Consider the following 17,147-nt stretch of genomic DNA (forward strand, 5'->3'; position numbering starts at 1 on the left):
GTTGATGCGGCCGGTGCGGCCGGTTCATTGCCGCATACCGCAGCGCAGCCACCGGGATTTCGACACGGGCATCGGCGGCGCGCACCGATATCATGGGGAGAAGGTGCCGCTGCGGCACGCGTACCGACGACCGACCCAGCAAACCGGAGGCCGTATGACCCAGGAGGAGACCCAGGTAGCGCTCAGTGCCATTCCCGAGACCATGTTGTGGACCCTGCACAACCGCGCCTGCGAGTCGATGCGCGCCGATGCCATGTTCCACGACCCGCACGCCGAGCGCATCTACCGCAGCATCCGTTATGACTACCGGCGCCATTTCGGCGAACCCGACTCCTCGCACGCCGTGCGGGCGTTGATGTTCGACGAGGTGATGGGCCACTGGCTGGCACGTCATCCCGGCAGCACCGTGGTCGAGCTCGGCTGTGGACTGGAAACCCAGTGCCTGCGGCTGGACGACGGCCGGGTCCAATGGCTGAGCGTCGATGTGCCCGAGGCCATGGCGGTGCGCGAGCGTTTCATCCGGCCGCAGGGCCGGCTGCGCCACTGGCACGGCTGTGCGCTCGAAGGTGGCTGGATGGCGCTGGTCGATGCGGACAAACCTGTGTTCGTCAGCGCGCAGGGGCTTTTGATGTACTTCACCGAGGAGCAGGTACGCGGCCTGCTCGGCGCCATCATGGCGCGCTTTCCCGGCGTGGAGATGATGTTCGACATCGTGCCGCTCTGGGCGGTGCGCCTGACCAACAGCCCCGGCGGACTCTGGAAGACCAGCCATTACCGCGTGCCACCCATGCACTGGGGTATTGGCGGCCATGCGGTGGGGCCTTTGCTCAAGCGCTGGTTTCCGCAGATCGCCGAGGTGCGCTGGCTGCCTTATCGGCATTACCGGCCCATGCCCGACTGGTACCTGCAGTGGCTGCAGGCCATGCCGTGGACGCACGAGCAATTGCCCGGCATGGTGCATGTGCGCACCTGAGAACCTGTCGACGATCTTTCCATCGGTCACGCGGGAGGTCGAAAATGCCGTGGGCAAGGAGGGCAACGCGGTCCATGGAACGATCGGAAACAGGTTCTCAGCTGTGCACCGGGCCCCATTGCCCCCGCATCGGCAGGCGTGCGCCGGGCGGCGGATAATGGGCGCCATGGCAAACAAGCATCGCATCGTGGTGGGATTGAGCGGCGGCGTCGATTCCGCCGTCAGCGCCTGGCTGCTCAAGCAGGCCGGGCACGAGGTCGTGGGCATCTTCATGAAGAACTGGGAGGATGACGACGACAACGAGTACTGCTCCAGCCGCCAGGATTTTCTGGATGCCGCTGCCGTGGCCGACGTCATCGGCATCGAGATCGAGCACGTCAATTTCGCCGCCGAGTACAAGGACCGCGTGTTCGCCGAGTTCCTGCGCGAATACCAGGCCGGCCGCACGCCCAACCCCGACGTGCTGTGCAACGCCGAGATCAAGTTCAAGGCTTTTCTCGACCATGCCATGCGGCTGGGCGCCGAGCGCATCGCCACCGGTCACTACGCGCGGGCGCGTTTCGACGCCGCAAGTGGCTTGCACCAGTTGCTCAAAGGCGTCGATCCGGGCAAGGACCAAAGCTATTTCCTGCACCGGTTGTCGCAGGCGCAATTGAGCAAAACACTGTTTCCGGTCGGCGAAATCCACAAGCGCGAGGTACGCCGCATCGCCGAAGAAATTGGCCTGCCCAACGCCAGGAAGAAGGATTCGACCGGCATCTGCTTCATTGGCGAGCGGCCGTTCCGCGAGTTTCTGAGCCGCTACATCGCGCACCAACCCGGCGCCATCCTGGACGAGAAGGGGCGCCAGATCGGCAGGCACGTCGGGCTGTCGTTCTACACGCTGGGCCAGCGCCAGGGACTGGGCATCGGCGGCATCAAGGACAAGGGCGCACCGCGCGGTGGTGGCGAGCACCAGCCCTGGTTCGTCGCTGCCAAGGATATCCAGCGCAACACGCTGCATGTGGTGCAGGGCCATGACCACCCGGATCTGCTCTCGCACCGGCTCCGGGCCGGCCAACCCAGCTGGATCGCCGGCGCCGCCCCGCTGCCGGGTACCTACGCCGCCAAGACCCGTTATCGCCAGGCCGATGCCGCCTGCGCCTTGGCCTTCGATGGCGAGGCTGGCGACTTCACGCTCGATTTCGACCAGGCGCAATGGGCGGTGACGCCCGGCCAGTCGGCGGTGCTGTACGACGGCGAGGTGTGCCTGGGCGGCGGCATCATCGAAGCGGTGCCGGTGCCGGTGCCGGTGCCGGTGCGGCAGCAAGAGGCCCTGGCAGTCCCTGCCGGCGGCTGACGGGGACCGGTTTCGTCAAGGGCCGGCTTGCCGAGGGCTGCGGCACACCGGCATGCCGGTACGGCCTTGTTCATTCGGCACGGATATGGCCGCGCGTGATGATGCCTTCGTAGGTCTTCGCTTGCTCTGCCAGATAGGCCGAGAAGGCGGCGGGGCCGAGTCCCTCGGGATCGACACCGGTGGCCGCGAAGTTCTGGCGGACGTCTTCCAGGGTGAGGATGTCCTGCAAGGCGGCATCGAGCCTTTCGATGCGCTCCGCAGGGGTTCCGCGTGGGGCAAACACGCCTGTCCAGACGCGGGCGTTGGCGCCTTGCCAGGCGGGGACGGTCGCGCCGAGCGGGGCGACTTCGGGCATGGCGGGCGAGGGCTTGTCGTCGAGCACGCCGAAGACCTGCAGCTTGCCGGCCCTGGCCTGCTCGATCAGCATGGACAGGGGCAGCACCGCCAGCTCGATCTGGTTGCCGGCCAGATCGGTGAGCACCTGCGTGCCCATGCGGTAGGGGGCGTGCACCATGTCGATCTGGCCGCTTTGTTTGAGCAGTTCGCCAGCCAGGTGCAGGGAGGTGCCGACGCCGGTGGTTGCGTAGCTGTATTGCCCTGGGTGAGCCTGCAGATCGGCATGGAGTTCGCCGGCCGTGAGGTGTGAGAGCGCGGGTTTGCCAGCCAGCGCCAGGGGTTGTGATCCCAGCAGCGTGACCGGCGCGAGATCCTGCTGTCCATCGTATGGAACCGTGGCGGGCGTGACCATCTTCGCGATCAGTATGGCGCTTTCGACCGACAGCAGCAGCGTGTGGCCGTCCGCAGTGGCGCGAACGGCTTTTTGCGTGCCGATGACGCCGCCGGCACCCGAGATGTTCTCGATCACCACGGGCTGACCGAGCCGCCTGGCCAGTTCCGGGGCTATCCAGCGTGCCATCACGTCGACGTTGCCGCCTGCGGCATAGGGCACGATCAGGGTGACGGGCCGCGTCGGCCATGGCGCGGCGGCAGGGCGCTCCTGCGCGCCGGTTGGCGTGGAGAGGATCGCCAGGCCGGCGATGGTGGCCATGAGTGCAAGACCGCGGCGCAGTGCGCGGGGAATGATGGTGGCTGGGGGCATGGAGGCTACTCCTGGTGGGTTCTGTTCGGGTTTCATGGCCGCGCGGCCATGGCGGGCGCGGCATCCAGTACCGCAATCTCGCGCTCGAAGCGCTGGCGCAGCGCGTGTTTGGCATCGTCGTCAAGCCAGCAGGCATCGACGCCGGCGAGGCTGAACCGGCAGGCCTCGCTCCAGCCCCAGCCGCAGGCCTGCAGCACGGTGGCGTAGTTGTGGTTGAGGTTCGTATGGAACATCGCCGGATCGTCGGTGTTGAGGGTGAGCGGAAGGCCGGCGTCCGCCATCGCGCGGATGTTTTGCAGGCGGTGGTGCTGGCGCTGCTTCACGCTGGTCACGCCGCAGACGCAGAAATACACGCCGCGCTCGCGTGCGCGCTGCAGGCCCTCCTGGCTGGCCAGCAGGTTGTAGCCATGGTCGAGCCGGTCGCAGCCCATCAGCTCGATGCAGTCATCGACGTTCGAAGGCGGCGCTTCCGCCAGCGTCTGGTTGTCCTCGCAGACGTGGGCCGTCCGCCGCAGGCCTGCGCGGCCGGCGCGCTGGAACAGCGCTGCCATGGCCGCCGGGCTGGCAGCGCGCTCGGGGCCGTCCAGGCCGATGCCCACCACCAGTTCGTGGCGCAGCGACAGCACGTCGTCGATGGCTTGCTCGGCGCTGTCCATGGGCAGGCCGCGGTCCAGCGCGGCGATCAGGAGTGCCGAGCAATCGAAGTCGCGGCGCGCCGCCTGGACGCCGGCGGCCAGCCCTTCCAGCTGCACCCGGTAGGGCACGCCGGTGGGCATGAAGTACTGCGGGTTGAAAGACATCTCGACATGGCGCGCACCGCTGCAGGCCGCATCCTCGATCGCTTCATAGGCGATGCGTTCGAAGTCGGCCGCCTGGCGCACCGCCTGCGCGCCCAGGCGCAGCACATCGATGAAGTCGTAGAAATCGCGGTATTGGTAGAGTGTCTCCACCGGGCGTGGCAAGGCCAGGCCATGGCGTGTCGCCAATTCGGCCAGGGTGGCGGGACGCAGTGCGCCGGCCAGGTGGAGGTGCAGATCGACCTTGGGCAGGCGAGGCAGGCGCCGCGCGAGTTCAGGGGCGCTGGGCGGGGGGCTGCTGTGGGTTGGGGTCATGGCGCCGACTGTATCGGCGCGGCATGCTGCGTCCCAGAGCCATGCTGTGCTCCAGGCTATGACACGCCTGTTATGGCTTTCGGGCGCTGGGCCAGCTCCCGCGCCACTTCGGTGATTTCATTGCGCAGCCAGCGCAGTGCCCGGTTCTTGTGGGTGCGCTCGTGCCACACCAGCCGGAACCGGTGCGGCTTGATTTCGGCGGGAAATGGCACGATGGCCAGGGGTTGGCCGATGGTGAAGTCCTCCGCGAGCAGCCGTCCGGTCGAGAAGATCAGGTCCGTGCGCGCGAGGATGCTGGGTGCGAGGCTCAGGAACTGCGTGTGCATGGCCGGCTGGATGCGGATGCCGAGTTCGGCCAGTTGCGCCTCGATGACCGTGCCCTGTCCGGGCACGTGCTCGAGCGAGACCAGATGGCGCGCGCGCTGGAAATCGTCCAGTGTCATGTGGCCCGAGGCCAGCGGATGGTCCTGGCGCATCACGCAGACCATCGGTTCGGTGAGCAGGGAAGCCGCCCGCAAGTGGGCGGGCAGCTCGGGCCAGATGGTGATGACCACGTCAACCTCGCGGTCGGCGAGTTGCCGGTAATGGGCGAAGTGCGAGCCCAATCCGCAGATCACGAGGTCACAGTTCGGCGCCTTGCGGTTGATGCGTTCGACCAGTTCGGCGAAGAAGCGCTTGGGCAGGAAGTCGTAGGTGGCGATGCGAAAGCTCAGGCGCAACTCATGCGGCAGTAGCGCAAGCGCCTCGGAAGTGATGAGCGACATGTCAGCCAGGATCCGCTTGACCGGCGCGGCCAGCGATTGCGCGCGCTCGGTCAGCACCATGCGGTTGCCGACCCGCACCAGCAACTCGTCTCCGGTCAGCTGACGCAGCGTTTTGAGGTGGCGGCTGAGCGCCGATTGCGCGATGCCGAGTTTCGCCGCCGCCCGGGAAACACTGGTTTCGGTCAGCAGCATGTCCAGCGAGCGCAGCAAGGGCTCGTCAAGCCGCCGCGCGGCGTCCTCGTCGGAATGGGGTGGGCTGGTCGTTGGCATGGAGGGAGTTGACCTTTCTCGCCGCCCCGCACTGGGCAACTGGGTGGCGCATTCGGGCACTGCCGGACATTTCGTGTGCGGTAGGGCCATTGTTCACCGAGTGGCGCCGGGTATTCGCAGGGCCGGGCCGTCGATTCATGCCGGCGCAGCGCCCATCGGCGGACGCCGCCCCGGGCCTCAGCCCTGCACATTCACCAGCGGCAGCTTGCTGCCGGAGATGGCGCGCTCGTGCATCACACCGCTGCGGAAGCGGTACAGCTTGGCGGGGCGGCCGGCCTGCCCGAGGGTGGTCTCGCCGGTCTCCTCCACCAGCGCCTGCTGCTCGATCAGGCGGCGGAAATTCTGCTTGTGCAGCCAGCAGCCGGTGATGGCTTCGGCGGTCTGCTGCAGCTGCAGCAGCGTGAAGGTTTCGGGCATCAGCTCGAACATCACGGGTCGGTACTTGAGCTTGGCGCGCAGCCGCGCCATGCCGGTGGCGAGGATGCGGCGGTGGTCGTACAGCATGGCCAGGCCCGGCAGCGCCCTGACGTCTTCGGATGCTGTGTCGGGCCTGCCTGTGCCATCGGGGGCACAGGCGGCCGGCTGCGGTTCGCTGTCCGCCTGGCGCAGGGCCTCGCTGACCAGCCGGGCCTCGTACAGCAGTTCGTAGCGCTGCAGAACGAAGTCCTCGTTCCACGGGGTGTCTTCATCCAGGCCGAACTGGTAGTGCACCCGCTGCAGGCGATGCGCGCGGCCGGCAGGGTCTGCCGCCGCCTGGGCCCAGTCGCGCAAGGCCGGCACGATGCGGGTCTCCAGCAGTGCCTGTGCGTAGTCGCTGCGGCGGTCTTCCCAGGGGAAGAAGTCGTACCAGTTGCGCCAGGTGGCCTGGTCGGCTGCGGCGTTGAGCGAGCCATTGCTGCCCCTTTGCTCGCGGGTCAGGCCCAGGTAGCTGATGGCGATGTTGCGCGCGCCATGCTGCTGCAGGCGCTCGGGGTCGGCAAAGGTGTAGAGCTGCTCGACGTAGCCGATGGGGTGGTGGGTTTCCGATTCCACCCAGGCGCGCATGCCCTGCTGCAGCGTGCGGTGCGTCATCGTGAAGGGCCCGCAGGGCAGCGTCTGCCCGTGGCGCGTGGTCATGATGCGCGGCTGCCCGGCCGAGACGGCCACGAGCACGGCCACCAGCTCCGCCTGGATGGCGTGCGAGCTGGCGGGAGCCGGGCTGGGGGTGGGCGTGTCGTCGGTCGTCATGGGCGCAGATGCGGATTGTAGGAGCATCCGCTGGCCGACCTGCGCAGCCCTTGCGCAGTCTCGTTCAGCCCGAAGACAGCTTCATCAGCACGATGCCGCTGACGATCAGCAGGGCTGCCAGAAGCCGCATGGGCGTGATGGCTTCACCCAGAAAGCCGATGCCGATCATGAATGCGCCAATGGCACCGATGCCGGTCCAGATGGTGTAGGCGGTGCCCAGCGGCAGGCTGCGCATGGCCACGGCCAGCAACGTGAAGCTGGCGATCATGGCCGTGATGGTGAGCGTGGTAGCCAGCGGGCGCGTGAAGCCATGTGAGAACTTCATGGCGGTGGCCCAGACGATTTCGAGCAGGCCGGCGAACAAAAGAGCAGTCCATGCCATGGGCGGTTTTCCTTTGAGTCGTTGTCAAACGGGCCGTCCCGGGTGTTCGCCTCTCCGGTGCACCCCACACCATGCATGGCGTGGGGTGCACCGGAGAGGGGAGGTCGTCCTCCATGCGGGGAATTGTAGGTGGCAGCGGTTTGCCCGGCCGGACCCTGCGCAATGGCCGGGCCGAATCTGGGTGGTTGCGATGCAACAGTACCGGTCTGGCGGTCGCCTGCATGCGATGATGGCCCATGGATGCACGGACAGCGTCTGGTCGCGCCATCTGCGGATGCCTCCGCCGTGATACCGGGTCTGAACCAGCGAAAAAGCCCCTTGCGGCCGAGACCGCAGGGGCTTCGATGAGCGGAACAGCGCTTTACGCTTTACGGCGAACCGGTTGATGTACTGGGCACGATCACCGTGAAGCTGGTGCTGGCACCCAGGGACAGCGTGCCGCTGCGGTAGGTCGAGCCATTGGCGAACGTCAAGCCGTCCGAGAGGGTGATCTCGTAGGTGCCGGGCGGAGCGTCATCTTCAATCGTCGTCAACGTCAGGGTGCGCTCGCCCGGGCGCAGATCCTTGAGGCGGAACTGTCCTGACCCGCCCTTGTTGGTGCGACCGACCACGGTGCCGTCCAGCGCCACTTCGAAAATGTCATCGGCCACATTGCCGTTGTCATTGACGACGATCGATGCCCTGCCGGTATAGGGGAAGAACCATGTCTTCTGGAACAGCTCGTATGAATACACCTTGATGCTGATGGGGCTGTACTCGAAGGACACATTGCCCAGCAGTTTCGCGACCCCGTCGATGTCGCCGAGGTCCAGACCGGCCTTCAGGCCGGCATTGGCGACGATGGCCGCGCTACCCTCGACTTCCACGCCTTCCACGGGAGGTTCGCCCTGCACGCCACCCTTGCCGATCAGCGAGGATTCCAGGCCGACGTCGAAGAATGGCCCTGCCACGCTGTAGATCTTGAAGTACAGCTCCAGCTTGGGGGCGGTCAGGGTCACACCGAACTCGGACTCGACATCGGACACGTCCATGGATGAGCGCGGGCTGACGTTGGCCACGGCATCGAATCCGCTGCCGCGCACACGTGAAAATCCGAATTCCCCGCCGACGCCATAGTTCTGTGTGGTCGAGAAGCTGCTGCCGGCCGTGCCGCTGACGCCACCGGAGACGTTGACGACGGGCTGAACCCAGAAAGGCACGGGAACCGGCACGCCACCCACCGGCACGATGATGATTCGTCGAATGGGCTTGAGCGGGAAATCCTTGTCGAGCGTATAGGAAACCTGCCCGCCATATTGGGAGCCAATGGTCACCGACGTGTCCAGATCCGGCGAAACCTTGGCGGTGAACTCCAGTTCCGGTATGGCCTGATCGCTCGTCCTGGACAGCTGGATGGAAAAATCCGGATTCAGCTGGAAGCTTGACTGTCCGTTGATGGTGATGCCGCTGCCGGTCTGGAACCCCAGATTCTTGTAGCTGATCTGCAGCTGGTGCGTGGATGCCTCGATTTTTTCCTGTGCGATGTCTGCGGCCGCGGACTTGGCATCCGCCGCGGTGACCCATTCCAGCGCGATCTCGGGATCTCCCTGCTGGTCACTGAGGTCACCCAGGTCCTCGGCGGTCAAGGCGCCCTGCATGTGAATGTCGAGGTGCTTGAACGCCTGCGCCAGGCTGGCCTGTTCATACTGGTAGTGGATTTCCGCGTCGGTCTGGCGCACGCCGACGATGCGCACCAAACGTCCCCCGTGCGCATCGATGACCAGTACATCACCGACCTTGTGGACCGCAGCTTGAGGTTTGATGAGAGTGAACGTGTCAGCCGTCAGCGAGGACCCTGCTGAATCCGCTGCAGTCACCAGGTAGGTGTTGGCGTTGAACTCGCCCGTGCCGATCTGGCCCGGCGCCGGTGTCGTGTCGATGGGTTCGGTGCCGTCCCCATCGTCTCCGCCGCCGCAGGCTGCGATCATTGATGCCGCACAGATGGCCGCAAGCCATTTTTGTATTCGCATAGTCATCTCCTCATGCCATGAAAGAAACCGATCTGAAGGCGCGGCCTGGCGTGCGTCGCGATGTCTGCGGAGCGGCATCTGCGCCCATTCCGCCGTCATGCCTCAGGTGGGGCTGTTTAGTTTGTAAACACCCTCTCAATGGACATCCACTATCTGGTAGTAGCCATCCGCCATTCCGAAAATCGAGTGGTAGCTGCGCCAGCGGGCCTTGGCTGTTTCACCCAAGGGAACCGGACGCCGTATCTGTTCAACAGGGATGCGGACGTCGCTGCCGACCAGGCCGCCGGCATCGAAGCACCATTTGCCGTTCTTTTCCGCGACGTCGGCCGTGCTGCGGATGGGGCGATTGCTGACACTGACGCAATGGACCCGGCGCAGGACGACGTCCCGTTCGCCGGATGGTCCTCGCAGCCCATTGACGAGCCGGTCGGCCGCCAGCGCCAGCAGCAGCGTCGCCAGCAGGGCGCAAAGGGGTTGCAGCCAGCGCAAAGCGCGGTTCAGCCAGGCCACATCGCTGGCTTTTTGCAGCAAAGAGGTGCGGGAGCCGATGATGGCGAGCAGGGTCAGCCCGCCAAGTCCGAGCGCCAATACCCACGGGACTGCCAGCCACAGCCGGACCGCCTGGAGGGGCACCAGCGCGTGGACGCCCCATGCCGCCAGCATGGCAGGAAGCCAGAACACATGAAGGCGGAGCATTGATTGTGAAGGAATGCGAATAAGCCGCCATTATTCATAAAGACCCCGAAAAAACAGGGGTCCGCATGTATCAGATGTGAGTATTGGTGTCTTCCTGCTGATTTCTGCTTTGCCGTGGTCGCAGGCGCTGTCGCCGCTGGTGCCGGACATGCCGCGCGGGGCGGCGGCTGTTCCGGCGGCCGTAGAAGCTCCTGTGCTGGCGTGGTCTGCCCGGGACCGCGGCCCCGGGCGTTTGGTGTGCGGCCGCCGCGCTGGCCGAGCCGCAGGCGTGCGGCCCGGGCTATTGGCGCAGCCAGCCCAGCCCCGCGCGGGTGCCCTGGCGCGGCCGGTACTCCAGCCCGAGCCAGCCCTGGTAGCCGGCCGCGTCGAGAAAGGCCAGCAGCTCGCGCCACTGCAGGCTGCCATGGTCCGGCTCGTGGCGGCCCGGTGCACCGGCGATCTGGGTGTGGCGCACCAGACCGCCGGGCCAGTAGTGCCGCAATTGCGCGAGCGCGTCGCCCTCGGTCATCTGGCAATGGTAGAAGTCCAGTTGCATGCCCAGCCCGGGGTGGCCGATCTCGATGAGTGCCGCATGGGCCTGCTGCTGTGTGTGGAGCCAGTAGCCGGGCATGTCGGTGTGGTTGATGGCCTCGATCAGCAGCGAGACATGCTGCTGGGCGGCGCGTTCGGCGGCCCAGGCGAGGTTGTGGAGCCAGAGCAGGCGGTCGCGGTCCGAGCCGCCCGGGTTGATTCCGGACATGACGTGGATCTGCGGGCAGTCCAGCGCCTGGGCATATTCCAGCGCGAGGTCGATGCCATAGCGGAAAGCCGCCTGCTCGCCCGGCAGGCTGGCGGTGCCGCGCCAGCCGCCTTCCCAGGCGCGGCGCACGGCGTCGCGGCTGGCACCGCCCGCCGGCGCGTTGAAGAGCACCTGCTGCAGCCCGTGGGCGCGCAATTGCCCGGCCAGCCAGGCCGGCTCGTGAGCGTAGGGGACGGGGTATTCCACGCCCTTGAAGCCATCGGCGGCCGCGGCGGCGAAACGCTCCTCGAAAGGCCATTCCTGGTACAGAAAGCCCAGATTCGCGGCAAGGCGGGGCATGGCGCTCATCCTCTCTCCAGGTGGAACACCGCGGTGGTGGCACGCAGGTTGGGCAGCACGCGCACCGGCTTGTCGCCCCGCAGCCCGAAGGCATCGAGGATGCGCAACCGGTTTTTGTGCGCGAGGATCTCGAAGTCCTTGAAGGTGCCCACGCGGATGTTGGGCGTGTCATACCACTGGTAGGGCATGCGGCGTGTGACCGGCATGCGTCCGCGCAGCACCGAGACGCGGTTGGCCCAGTGGGCGAAGTTCGGAAAGGCAATGATGCCGGTGCGGCCCACTCGCGCGGTTTCCTGCAGCATGGTCTCGGCATTGCGCAGGTGCTGGAAGGTGTCGATCTGCAGTACCACGTCGAAGCTGTCGTCGGCGAAGATCGACAGGCCCCGGTCCAGGTTCATCTGCAGCGCGTTGACGCCGCGCTTGACGCAGGCGAGCAGCTTGGCGTCGTCGAGCTCCACGCCATAGCCGCTGCAGCCGCGCTCCTTCTGCAGGTACTCGAGCAGCGCACCATCGCCGCAGCCGAGGTCGAGCACGCGCGAGCCAGGGGGCACCAGCTCGGCAATGGCGCGCATGGTGTGGTTGTCGCTCATGCCTGCACCTCCTGGGCAATGCGGTTGAAGTAAGCCGCCACCAGGTGGTGGTAGCGCGGGTCGTCGAGCAGGAAGGCATCGTGCCCGTGCGGCGCGTTGATCTTGGCGTAGCTCACGTCGCGCCGGTTGTCCAGCAGCGCCTGCACGATCTCGCGGCTGCGCGCCGGCGAGAAGCGCCAGTCGGTGGTGAAGCTGATGATCAGGAACTTGGCCAGCACGCCAGCGAGCGCCTGGCTGAGGCTGCCGCCATGCTCGCGAGCCGGATCGAAGTAGTCGAGCGCGCGGGTGATCAGCAGGTAGGTGTTGGCGTCGAAGTACTCGCTGAACTTGTCGGCCTGGTGGCGCAGATAGCTCTCGATCTGGAACTCGATGTCCTGCGTGCTGTAACGCAGGTCCAGGCCTTCGCGCAGCTGGCGGCCGAATTTCTGGTTCATCACGTCGTCCGACAGATAGGTGATGTGGCCGATCATGCGGGCAATGCGCAGGCCCCGCCTGGGGATCACGCCATGGTCGTAGAAGTGGCCGCCATGGAAATCCGGGTCGGTCACGATGGCGCGCCGCGCCACCTCGTTGAAGGCGATGTTCTCGGCCGTGAGGTTGGGAGCGCTGGCGATCACCACCGCGTGGCGCATGCGCTCGGGATATTGCAGCGTCCACGACAGCGCCTGCATGCCGCCGAGGCTGCCACCCATCACCGCGGCCAGTTGCTCGATGCCCAGTGCATCGAGCAGACGCGCCTGCGCGGCCACCCAGTCCTCGACGGTGACGACCGGGAAGTCCGCGCCCCATGCGCGCCCGGTGGCGGGGTTCTCGTGCATCGGCCCGGTCGAGCCGAAACAGGAGCCGAGGTTGTTGATGCCGATGACGAAGAAGCGGTTGGTGTCCAGCGGCTTGCCTGGGCCGATCATGTTGTCCCACCAGCCGGTGCTCTTGGGCTGGCCTTCGTACATGCCGGCCACGTGGTGCGAAGCGTTGAGCGCGTGGCAGACCAGCACGGCGTTGCTGCGCCGGGCATTGAGCTGGCCGTAGGTTTCGTAGGCCAGCGCGTAGCTGTCCAGGCGGCAGCCGCTCTTGAGCGGCAACGGCTGGTCAAACTGCATGAACTGCGGGTGGGCGATGAATGACATGGTTGCAAAAACAGAAAAACCGGCTTGCTAAAAACATGCCGGTCGGTCTTGCAAGAGTCACGTTCGGACAAGTCTTTAGCGGAATTTATAGCGCGCCCGCAAGCGTTGGCAAATCGGCGCGATGGGGGACGACTATAGCACTTTTGGCTGCTGCGGGCGGGCCCTCGTACCAGAGGCCCGGAGGCGGCAGGGCCGGTCGTGGAAATTTTTTGCGGTATGGAATCGAGCTTCAGCTTGTGAATTTCGGCGCGTCCGGAAACAATTGGTTGCCAATAAATGATGAAAAACTGCTGGCAGCCGCGACTTTGCCACGACATGGACGCCAAAAGTTGCAGACCTGTCATTTTTGTCAGTGATAATGGCAGCGGGTGCGCGAGTGGCCTTCACCGCTGGCGTTTATCCCGATCAAGTTGCGGTGTTAGATGGTTTCGCGCGCAGATTTCAAGCGATATTTGCTCATTCGGCTCCGGGGCCCCATCGCGTGGGTAAATGTGTTTTGAGGAGTCCCGAAAATGGGCAATAAGTTGTATGTCGGCAATCTGCCGTACTCGGTCCGTGACAACGACCTGGAGCAATCCTTCAGCCAATACGGCGCTGTGCTCAGCGCCAAGGTGATGATGGAACGCGACACTGGTCGTTCCAAGGGCTTTGGTTTTGTCGAGATGGGCACGGATGCCGAGGCCCAGGCCGCCATCAACGGCCTGAACGGCCAGCCGCTGGGTGGCCGCAACGTGGTGGTCAACGAGGCGCGCCCGCTTGAGCCGCGTCCGCCGCGCAGCGGTGGTTTCGGCGGCGGCCGTCGTGAAGGTGGCGCCGGCGGTTTCCGCAGCCCCTACGGCAATGGTCCGCGCGGCGGCCAGGGCCACGACGGCTATTGATGTCGGTTGACTGCGCCTTGGGGTGCAGTGCCGATGTCGCCATGCAGTACCATGGTTGAATGGCGGCGTGCCTGATGCGCCGCTGATCCATGAAAAAACCGGCTTTGTGCCGGTTTTTTCATGCCTGTTCCAGTATGGGTGGGTTTACAGCGTGTGCGTGCGGTCGCCCCGAGTAAAACCCAGTGGTTCCCAGAACGGACCGCGCCCGAGCATCATGACCTTGAACAGCTCCCCCATTTCATGCTCGTGCAGCAGCTTTGCCGCCATGCTGCGCTGGGGCAGGCTGGCCGCTTGCAACAGGTCCTCGATGCCGCAGTTGATGAGAAAGCGTCCCTGCGAGGTATAGCCCAGCACCTCCAGACCGGTCTCCTGCGCGGCGACGGCGACGCCGGTGAAGTTGACATGGCTGGTGATGTCCTTCTGGCCGACCAGTGCCAGCGGGTCGCTGTCGACCTGGTGGCGGTGGTGGCACACCAGCGTACCCATGCTGCGTTCGGGGTGGTAGTACTCGCGCTCGCCAAAGCCGTAGTCGATCCACAGTGCCGCGCCGCGCGCCAGCCGCTCCGAGGTGGTGCGGACAAAGGCCTCGGCCTGCGGGTGCAGCTCGGTCAGGTAGTCGCCGTCATTGGGAATGTCGATGGGAGGGCGCAGCTTGCCGGGCCGGTCCTGCCAGATGAAGGAACCGGCATCGGCAGTGTCGCTTGCCTCGGTGGCATCGGTCTCCCATGCGACGCCGCGTTCCTGCCACTGGCCATCGTGGCGCGCCAGCAGCTTGACGGGCATGGCGTCAAGCACCTCGTTGCCCAGCAGCACGCCTTCGAGGGTGTCGGGCAGGGCTTCCAGCCATTGCACCTGCGCGCCAAAGGCCTGCAGGGCCTGCGCCTGGCGTGCGCGCAGGCTGGCCGAGACATCGACGATGCAATAGCGCCGGATGTGCGGGCCGATGGCGGTGAGGATGTCGCGCGCCAGCGTGCCGTTGCCGGCGCCGAACTCATACACGGTGTCGGTGCCGCTGACATGCAGGGCTTCGGCGATCTGGCGTGCCAGGCACTGGCCGAACAGCGCGGACATTTCGGGGGCGGTGACGAAGTCGCTGTCAGGGCCTTCCGATGCTCTCGCTCTTGCCTTGCCCGCCGGCATGCGGCCGATCTTGGGCTGAGCGTTGCTGTAGTAGCCCAGGCCCGGCTCGTACAAGGCCATATGCATGAATCGGTCGAAGCCGATCCAGCCGCTACCGGCGGCAATGGCCGCACGCAGGCGCCGGCTCAGCGCCGGCGTTACACTTTCGTCTTTGTTCTCGTCATCCATCCCTCGATTGTCGCAGCAGCACATGCTTTCAGAACCTGTTCATCATCTTGTCGCGGGCCACGTTGCCTCGACAGGCGATGCGGTACAAGGCGCAAACCGCAGTCGGGCCGGTGGCCCGGCGAGGATTTGTCACGCCGCAGCGCGCGCCTGCCGGGACAACCCGAAGGGCAGGCGGTCAAAAACGCACCGGGCGGCGTTGCCCGCCTTGCCCAGACATCCAGTCTGGGCCGCGACGGGCGTCTTGCCCGCTGCATTTTGACCGCTTGCGTGACCCACGACAAGATGATGAACAGGTTCTCCGACCCCAACCGACCGACCGTGCTGGTCACGGGCGCTGCGCTGCGCCTGGGCGCGTGCATTGCCAGGGACCTGGCCCGGCATGGCTGGAACGTGGCGGTGCATTACCGCCATTCGGCCGATGCGGCGGCGGAGGTGGTGCAGTCCTGCCTCGCCGAGGGCGTTGCCAGTGCCGCGTTTGCCGCGGACTTCGAGCGCGAGGACGCGGTGCGTGCCTTGCTGCCGGCGGTGATTGCGCGCTTTGGCGGTGTGGATGCGGTGGTCAACAGCGCCTCGCTGTTTGCCTTTGACGATGCGGCCAGCTTTTCCTACCAGGCGATGGAGCAGCACCTGCGCAGCAACACGGGCGCGCCCATCCTGCTGGCGCAGGCGCTGCATGCGCATTGGCTGGAGCGCCGTGAGGCGGAGCAGGCTGCAGGCGTGCCCGCACCAGGCATGGGTGTGGTGGTGAACCTGCTGGACCAGAAACTCTGGAATCAGAACCCGGACTTTCTCAGCTACACCCTCTCGAAGGCGGCGCTGGAGGCGGCTGGCAACATGCTGGCGCTGGCACTGGCGCCGGCCGTGCGGGTGGTGGGCGTGGCCCCGGGGCTGACGCTGACCAGCGAGTACCTGGATGCGGATCGCTTCGAGCGCCTGCACCGGCTCAGTCCGCTGGGGCGCTCGTCCTCGGCCGAGGACGTGGCCAGCGCCGTGCGCTTTGCGCTGCAGAACCGGGCGCTGACGGGCACCACGCTGCTGGTCGACGGCGGCCAACACCTGATGCGCTTCGAGCGCGATTTCTCCAAGATGACCTGAAGCCCGGGCGGGCGCTCCGCCCTGGCACCAAGCACAGCATGCAATACACCAAAGGTTCCCAGACCCTGACCCTGAGCGGTCTGCGCTTCGATGCCAACCTCGGCATCCTCGACCACGAGCGCTCGCGCCCGCAACCCATTCAGGTCGATGCCGAACTGCACCAGGGCACGCAGCCTCTGTTGCCGAGCGACGACGACATCCACAGCGTGCTCGATTACCGCAAGGTGCGCCAGATCATCATCGACGAATGCACGGCCGAGCACATCAATCTGCTGGAGACGCTGATCGGCAAGGTTTCGCACCGGCTGATGCAGCTGCCGGGCGTGATCGGGGTGCGGGTGCGCATTGCCAAGCTCGAGATCTTCGACGACTGCGAGGTGGCCATTCGCATCGAGACCGGGCAGTGGTGATGCCGGGGCGGGCCGGCTGACGAGCCGCATCCCACCAGAATGCCCACGCGCGTTCCAGCAGAGTGTTGCAGAACCCTCCTCGGAACCGTTCACGATCTTTTCGCGGGCCACGTTGCCCGCCTTGCCCAGACGGCCAGTCTGGGTTGCGACGGGCGTCTTGCCAACGGCATTTGACCTCCTGCGTGACCCACGAGAAGATCGTGAACAGGTTCTTAAGGGTTGGCTGGCGCCGGGCGCGGCGCTTCGTCCTGGTCCAGCAGGTACTGGAAAAAGCCCACGTCCAGCCAGCGGCCGAACTTGGCACCGGCCTGGCGCAGCGTGCCGGCGTGGCTGAATCCCAGCTGCGCGTGCAACGCGATGCTGGGCTGGTTGGCCATGTCGATGACGCCCACCATCAGGTGCAGGCCTTGCGCGCGCGCCAACTCCAGCAGGCGCTGCAGCAAGGCCCGGCCCAAACCCTTGCCGCGCTGGCGCTGGTGCACATAGACCGAATGCTCGACGGTAAGGCGGTAGCCCGACTGGGTGCGAAACGGTCCGTAGGCGGCAAAGCCCAGCAGCTCGCCGCTGGTTGTGTCGATGGCGGCGATCACCGGGCAGCCGGCGCCTTGCTTGGCATCGAACCAGCGGCGGATGCTCTCCTCCGTGTGCAGGCGCTCGTCATACGAGGCCGTGGTGTTGGCGATGGCGTCGTTGAAGATCTCCAGCACGGCGTCGCCGTGCGCCTCGGCGTTGCAGGGGATGATGGTGTAGGTCACGATGGAAGCGGTATGGCGCGGTGTGTGTCATCTCC

17 protein-coding genes are annotated in these 17,147 nt (G+C 66.0%); 5 read left to right on the forward strand and 12 right to left on the reverse strand.

Features of this window, described 5'->3' with window-relative positions:
• Positions 1-154: 154 nt before the first annotated feature.
• The gene (locus tag EV687_RS15715; protein ID WP_122229288.1) at positions 155-973 is read left to right on the forward strand and encodes a class I SAM-dependent methyltransferase; all 819 of its coding nucleotides are present in this window, start codon (positions 155-157) and stop codon (positions 971-973) included.
• A 166-nt stretch (positions 974-1,139) separates the two neighbouring features.
• Positions 1,140-2,312: a tRNA 2-thiouridine(34) synthase MnmA gene (mnmA, locus tag EV687_RS15720; RefSeq protein WP_122229866.1), complete on the forward strand. Its 1,173-nt coding sequence runs from the start codon at positions 1,140-1,142 to the stop codon at positions 2,310-2,312.
• A 70-nt stretch (positions 2,313-2,382) separates the two neighbouring features.
• Here the strand turns inward: mnmA and EV687_RS15725 are convergent, their stop codons facing one another.
• The 10 genes from EV687_RS15725 to metX all read right to left on the reverse strand — a co-directional run bounded on the left by EV687_RS15725 (position 2,383) and on the right by metX (position 12,666).
• Positions 2,383-3,411 carry a Bug family tripartite tricarboxylate transporter substrate binding protein gene (locus tag EV687_RS15725; RefSeq protein WP_162846606.1) on the reverse strand — a complete coding sequence of 343 codons (1,029 nt, stop codon included), beginning with the start codon at positions 3,409-3,411 and terminating at the stop codon, positions 2,383-2,385.
• A 32-nt stretch (positions 3,412-3,443) separates the two neighbouring features.
• Positions 3,444-4,523: an adenosine deaminase gene (gene add / locus EV687_RS15730; RefSeq protein WP_122229284.1), complete on the reverse strand. Its 1,080-nt coding sequence runs from the start codon at positions 4,521-4,523 to the stop codon at positions 3,444-3,446.
• Positions 4,524-4,579: 56 nt separating this feature from the next.
• Positions 4,580-5,557, reverse strand: a complete 978-nt coding sequence (locus EV687_RS15735; protein WP_162846605.1) for a LysR family transcriptional regulator — start codon at positions 5,555-5,557, stop codon at positions 4,580-4,582.
• Positions 5,558-5,734: 177 nt separating this feature from the next.
• Positions 5,735-6,784, reverse strand: coding sequence for an NUDIX hydrolase (locus EV687_RS15740; RefSeq protein WP_122229280.1), 1,050 nt, complete (start codon positions 6,782-6,784; stop codon positions 5,735-5,737).
• Positions 6,785-6,848: 64 nt separating this feature from the next.
• The gene (locus EV687_RS15745; protein ID WP_122229278.1) at positions 6,849-7,166 is read right to left on the reverse strand and encodes a DMT family transporter; all 318 of its coding nucleotides are present in this window, start codon (positions 7,164-7,166) and stop codon (positions 6,849-6,851) included.
• Positions 7,167-7,534: 368 nt separating this feature from the next.
• A complete protein-coding gene (locus EV687_RS15750; RefSeq protein ID WP_130466539.1) occupies positions 7,535-9,175 on the reverse strand; it encodes a COG1361 family protein in 1,641 nt (546 codons plus the stop codon).
• A 135-nt stretch (positions 9,176-9,310) separates the two neighbouring features.
• Positions 9,311-9,838 carry a hypothetical protein gene (locus tag EV687_RS15755; RefSeq protein ID WP_130466540.1) on the reverse strand — a complete coding sequence of 176 codons (528 nt, stop codon included), beginning with the start codon at positions 9,836-9,838 and terminating at the stop codon, positions 9,311-9,313.
• 313 nt (positions 9,839-10,151) lie between these two features.
• Positions 10,152-10,949 (reverse strand): hydroxypyruvate isomerase family protein, encoded by a 798-nt coding sequence (locus tag EV687_RS15760; RefSeq protein ID WP_122229864.1) that lies wholly within the window; start codon positions 10,947-10,949, stop codon positions 10,152-10,154.
• 5 nt (positions 10,950-10,954) lie between these two features.
• Positions 10,955-11,539: a methionine biosynthesis protein MetW gene (gene metW, locus EV687_RS15765; RefSeq protein WP_122229271.1), complete on the reverse strand. Its 585-nt coding sequence runs from the start codon at positions 11,537-11,539 to the stop codon at positions 10,955-10,957.
• Complete coding sequence (gene metX / locus EV687_RS15770; protein ID WP_122229269.1) at positions 11,536-12,666, reverse strand: homoserine O-succinyltransferase MetX; 1,131 nt, start codon at positions 12,664-12,666, stop codon at positions 11,536-11,538. Before metX ends, metW begins: the two co-directional genes overlap by 4 nt.
• Positions 12,667-13,178: 512 nt before the next feature.
• Between metX and EV687_RS15775 the strand changes: the two genes are divergently transcribed.
• Positions 13,179-13,544: an RNA recognition motif domain-containing protein gene (locus EV687_RS15775; protein ID WP_122229267.1), complete on the forward strand. Its 366-nt coding sequence runs from the start codon at positions 13,179-13,181 to the stop codon at positions 13,542-13,544.
• A 144-nt stretch (positions 13,545-13,688) separates the two neighbouring features.
• Here EV687_RS15775 and EV687_RS15780 read toward each other — a convergent pair whose 3' ends face one another.
• On the reverse strand, positions 13,689-14,852 hold the full coding sequence (locus EV687_RS15780; protein ID WP_122229265.1) for a class I SAM-dependent methyltransferase: 1,164 nt from the start codon (positions 14,850-14,852) through the stop codon (positions 13,689-13,691).
• A 285-nt stretch (positions 14,853-15,137) separates the two neighbouring features.
• On the opposite strand from EV687_RS15780, the gene EV687_RS15785 reads away from it, so the two are divergent.
• Both EV687_RS15785 and EV687_RS15790 read left to right on the forward strand, forming a co-directional pair.
• The gene (locus EV687_RS15785; RefSeq protein WP_122229862.1) at positions 15,138-15,947 is read left to right on the forward strand and encodes an SDR family oxidoreductase; all 810 of its coding nucleotides are present in this window, start codon (positions 15,138-15,140) and stop codon (positions 15,945-15,947) included.
• Between the two features lie 38 nt (positions 15,948-15,985).
• Positions 15,986-16,357: a dihydroneopterin aldolase gene (locus EV687_RS15790; protein ID WP_122229263.1), complete on the forward strand. Its 372-nt coding sequence runs from the start codon at positions 15,986-15,988 to the stop codon at positions 16,355-16,357.
• Positions 16,358-16,569: 212 nt separating this feature from the next.
• Here the strand turns inward: EV687_RS15790 and EV687_RS15795 are convergent, their stop codons facing one another.
• Positions 16,570-17,112 carry a GNAT family N-acetyltransferase gene (locus tag EV687_RS15795; RefSeq protein ID WP_242612676.1) on the reverse strand — a complete coding sequence of 181 codons (543 nt, stop codon included), beginning with the start codon at positions 17,110-17,112 and terminating at the stop codon, positions 16,570-16,572.
• Between the last annotated feature and the right edge of the window lie 35 nt (positions 17,113-17,147).

The organism is Corticibacter populi (assembly GCF_004217315.1).
Classification (GTDB): Bacteria; Pseudomonadota; Gammaproteobacteria; order Burkholderiales; family Burkholderiaceae_C; genus Lampropedia; species Lampropedia populi.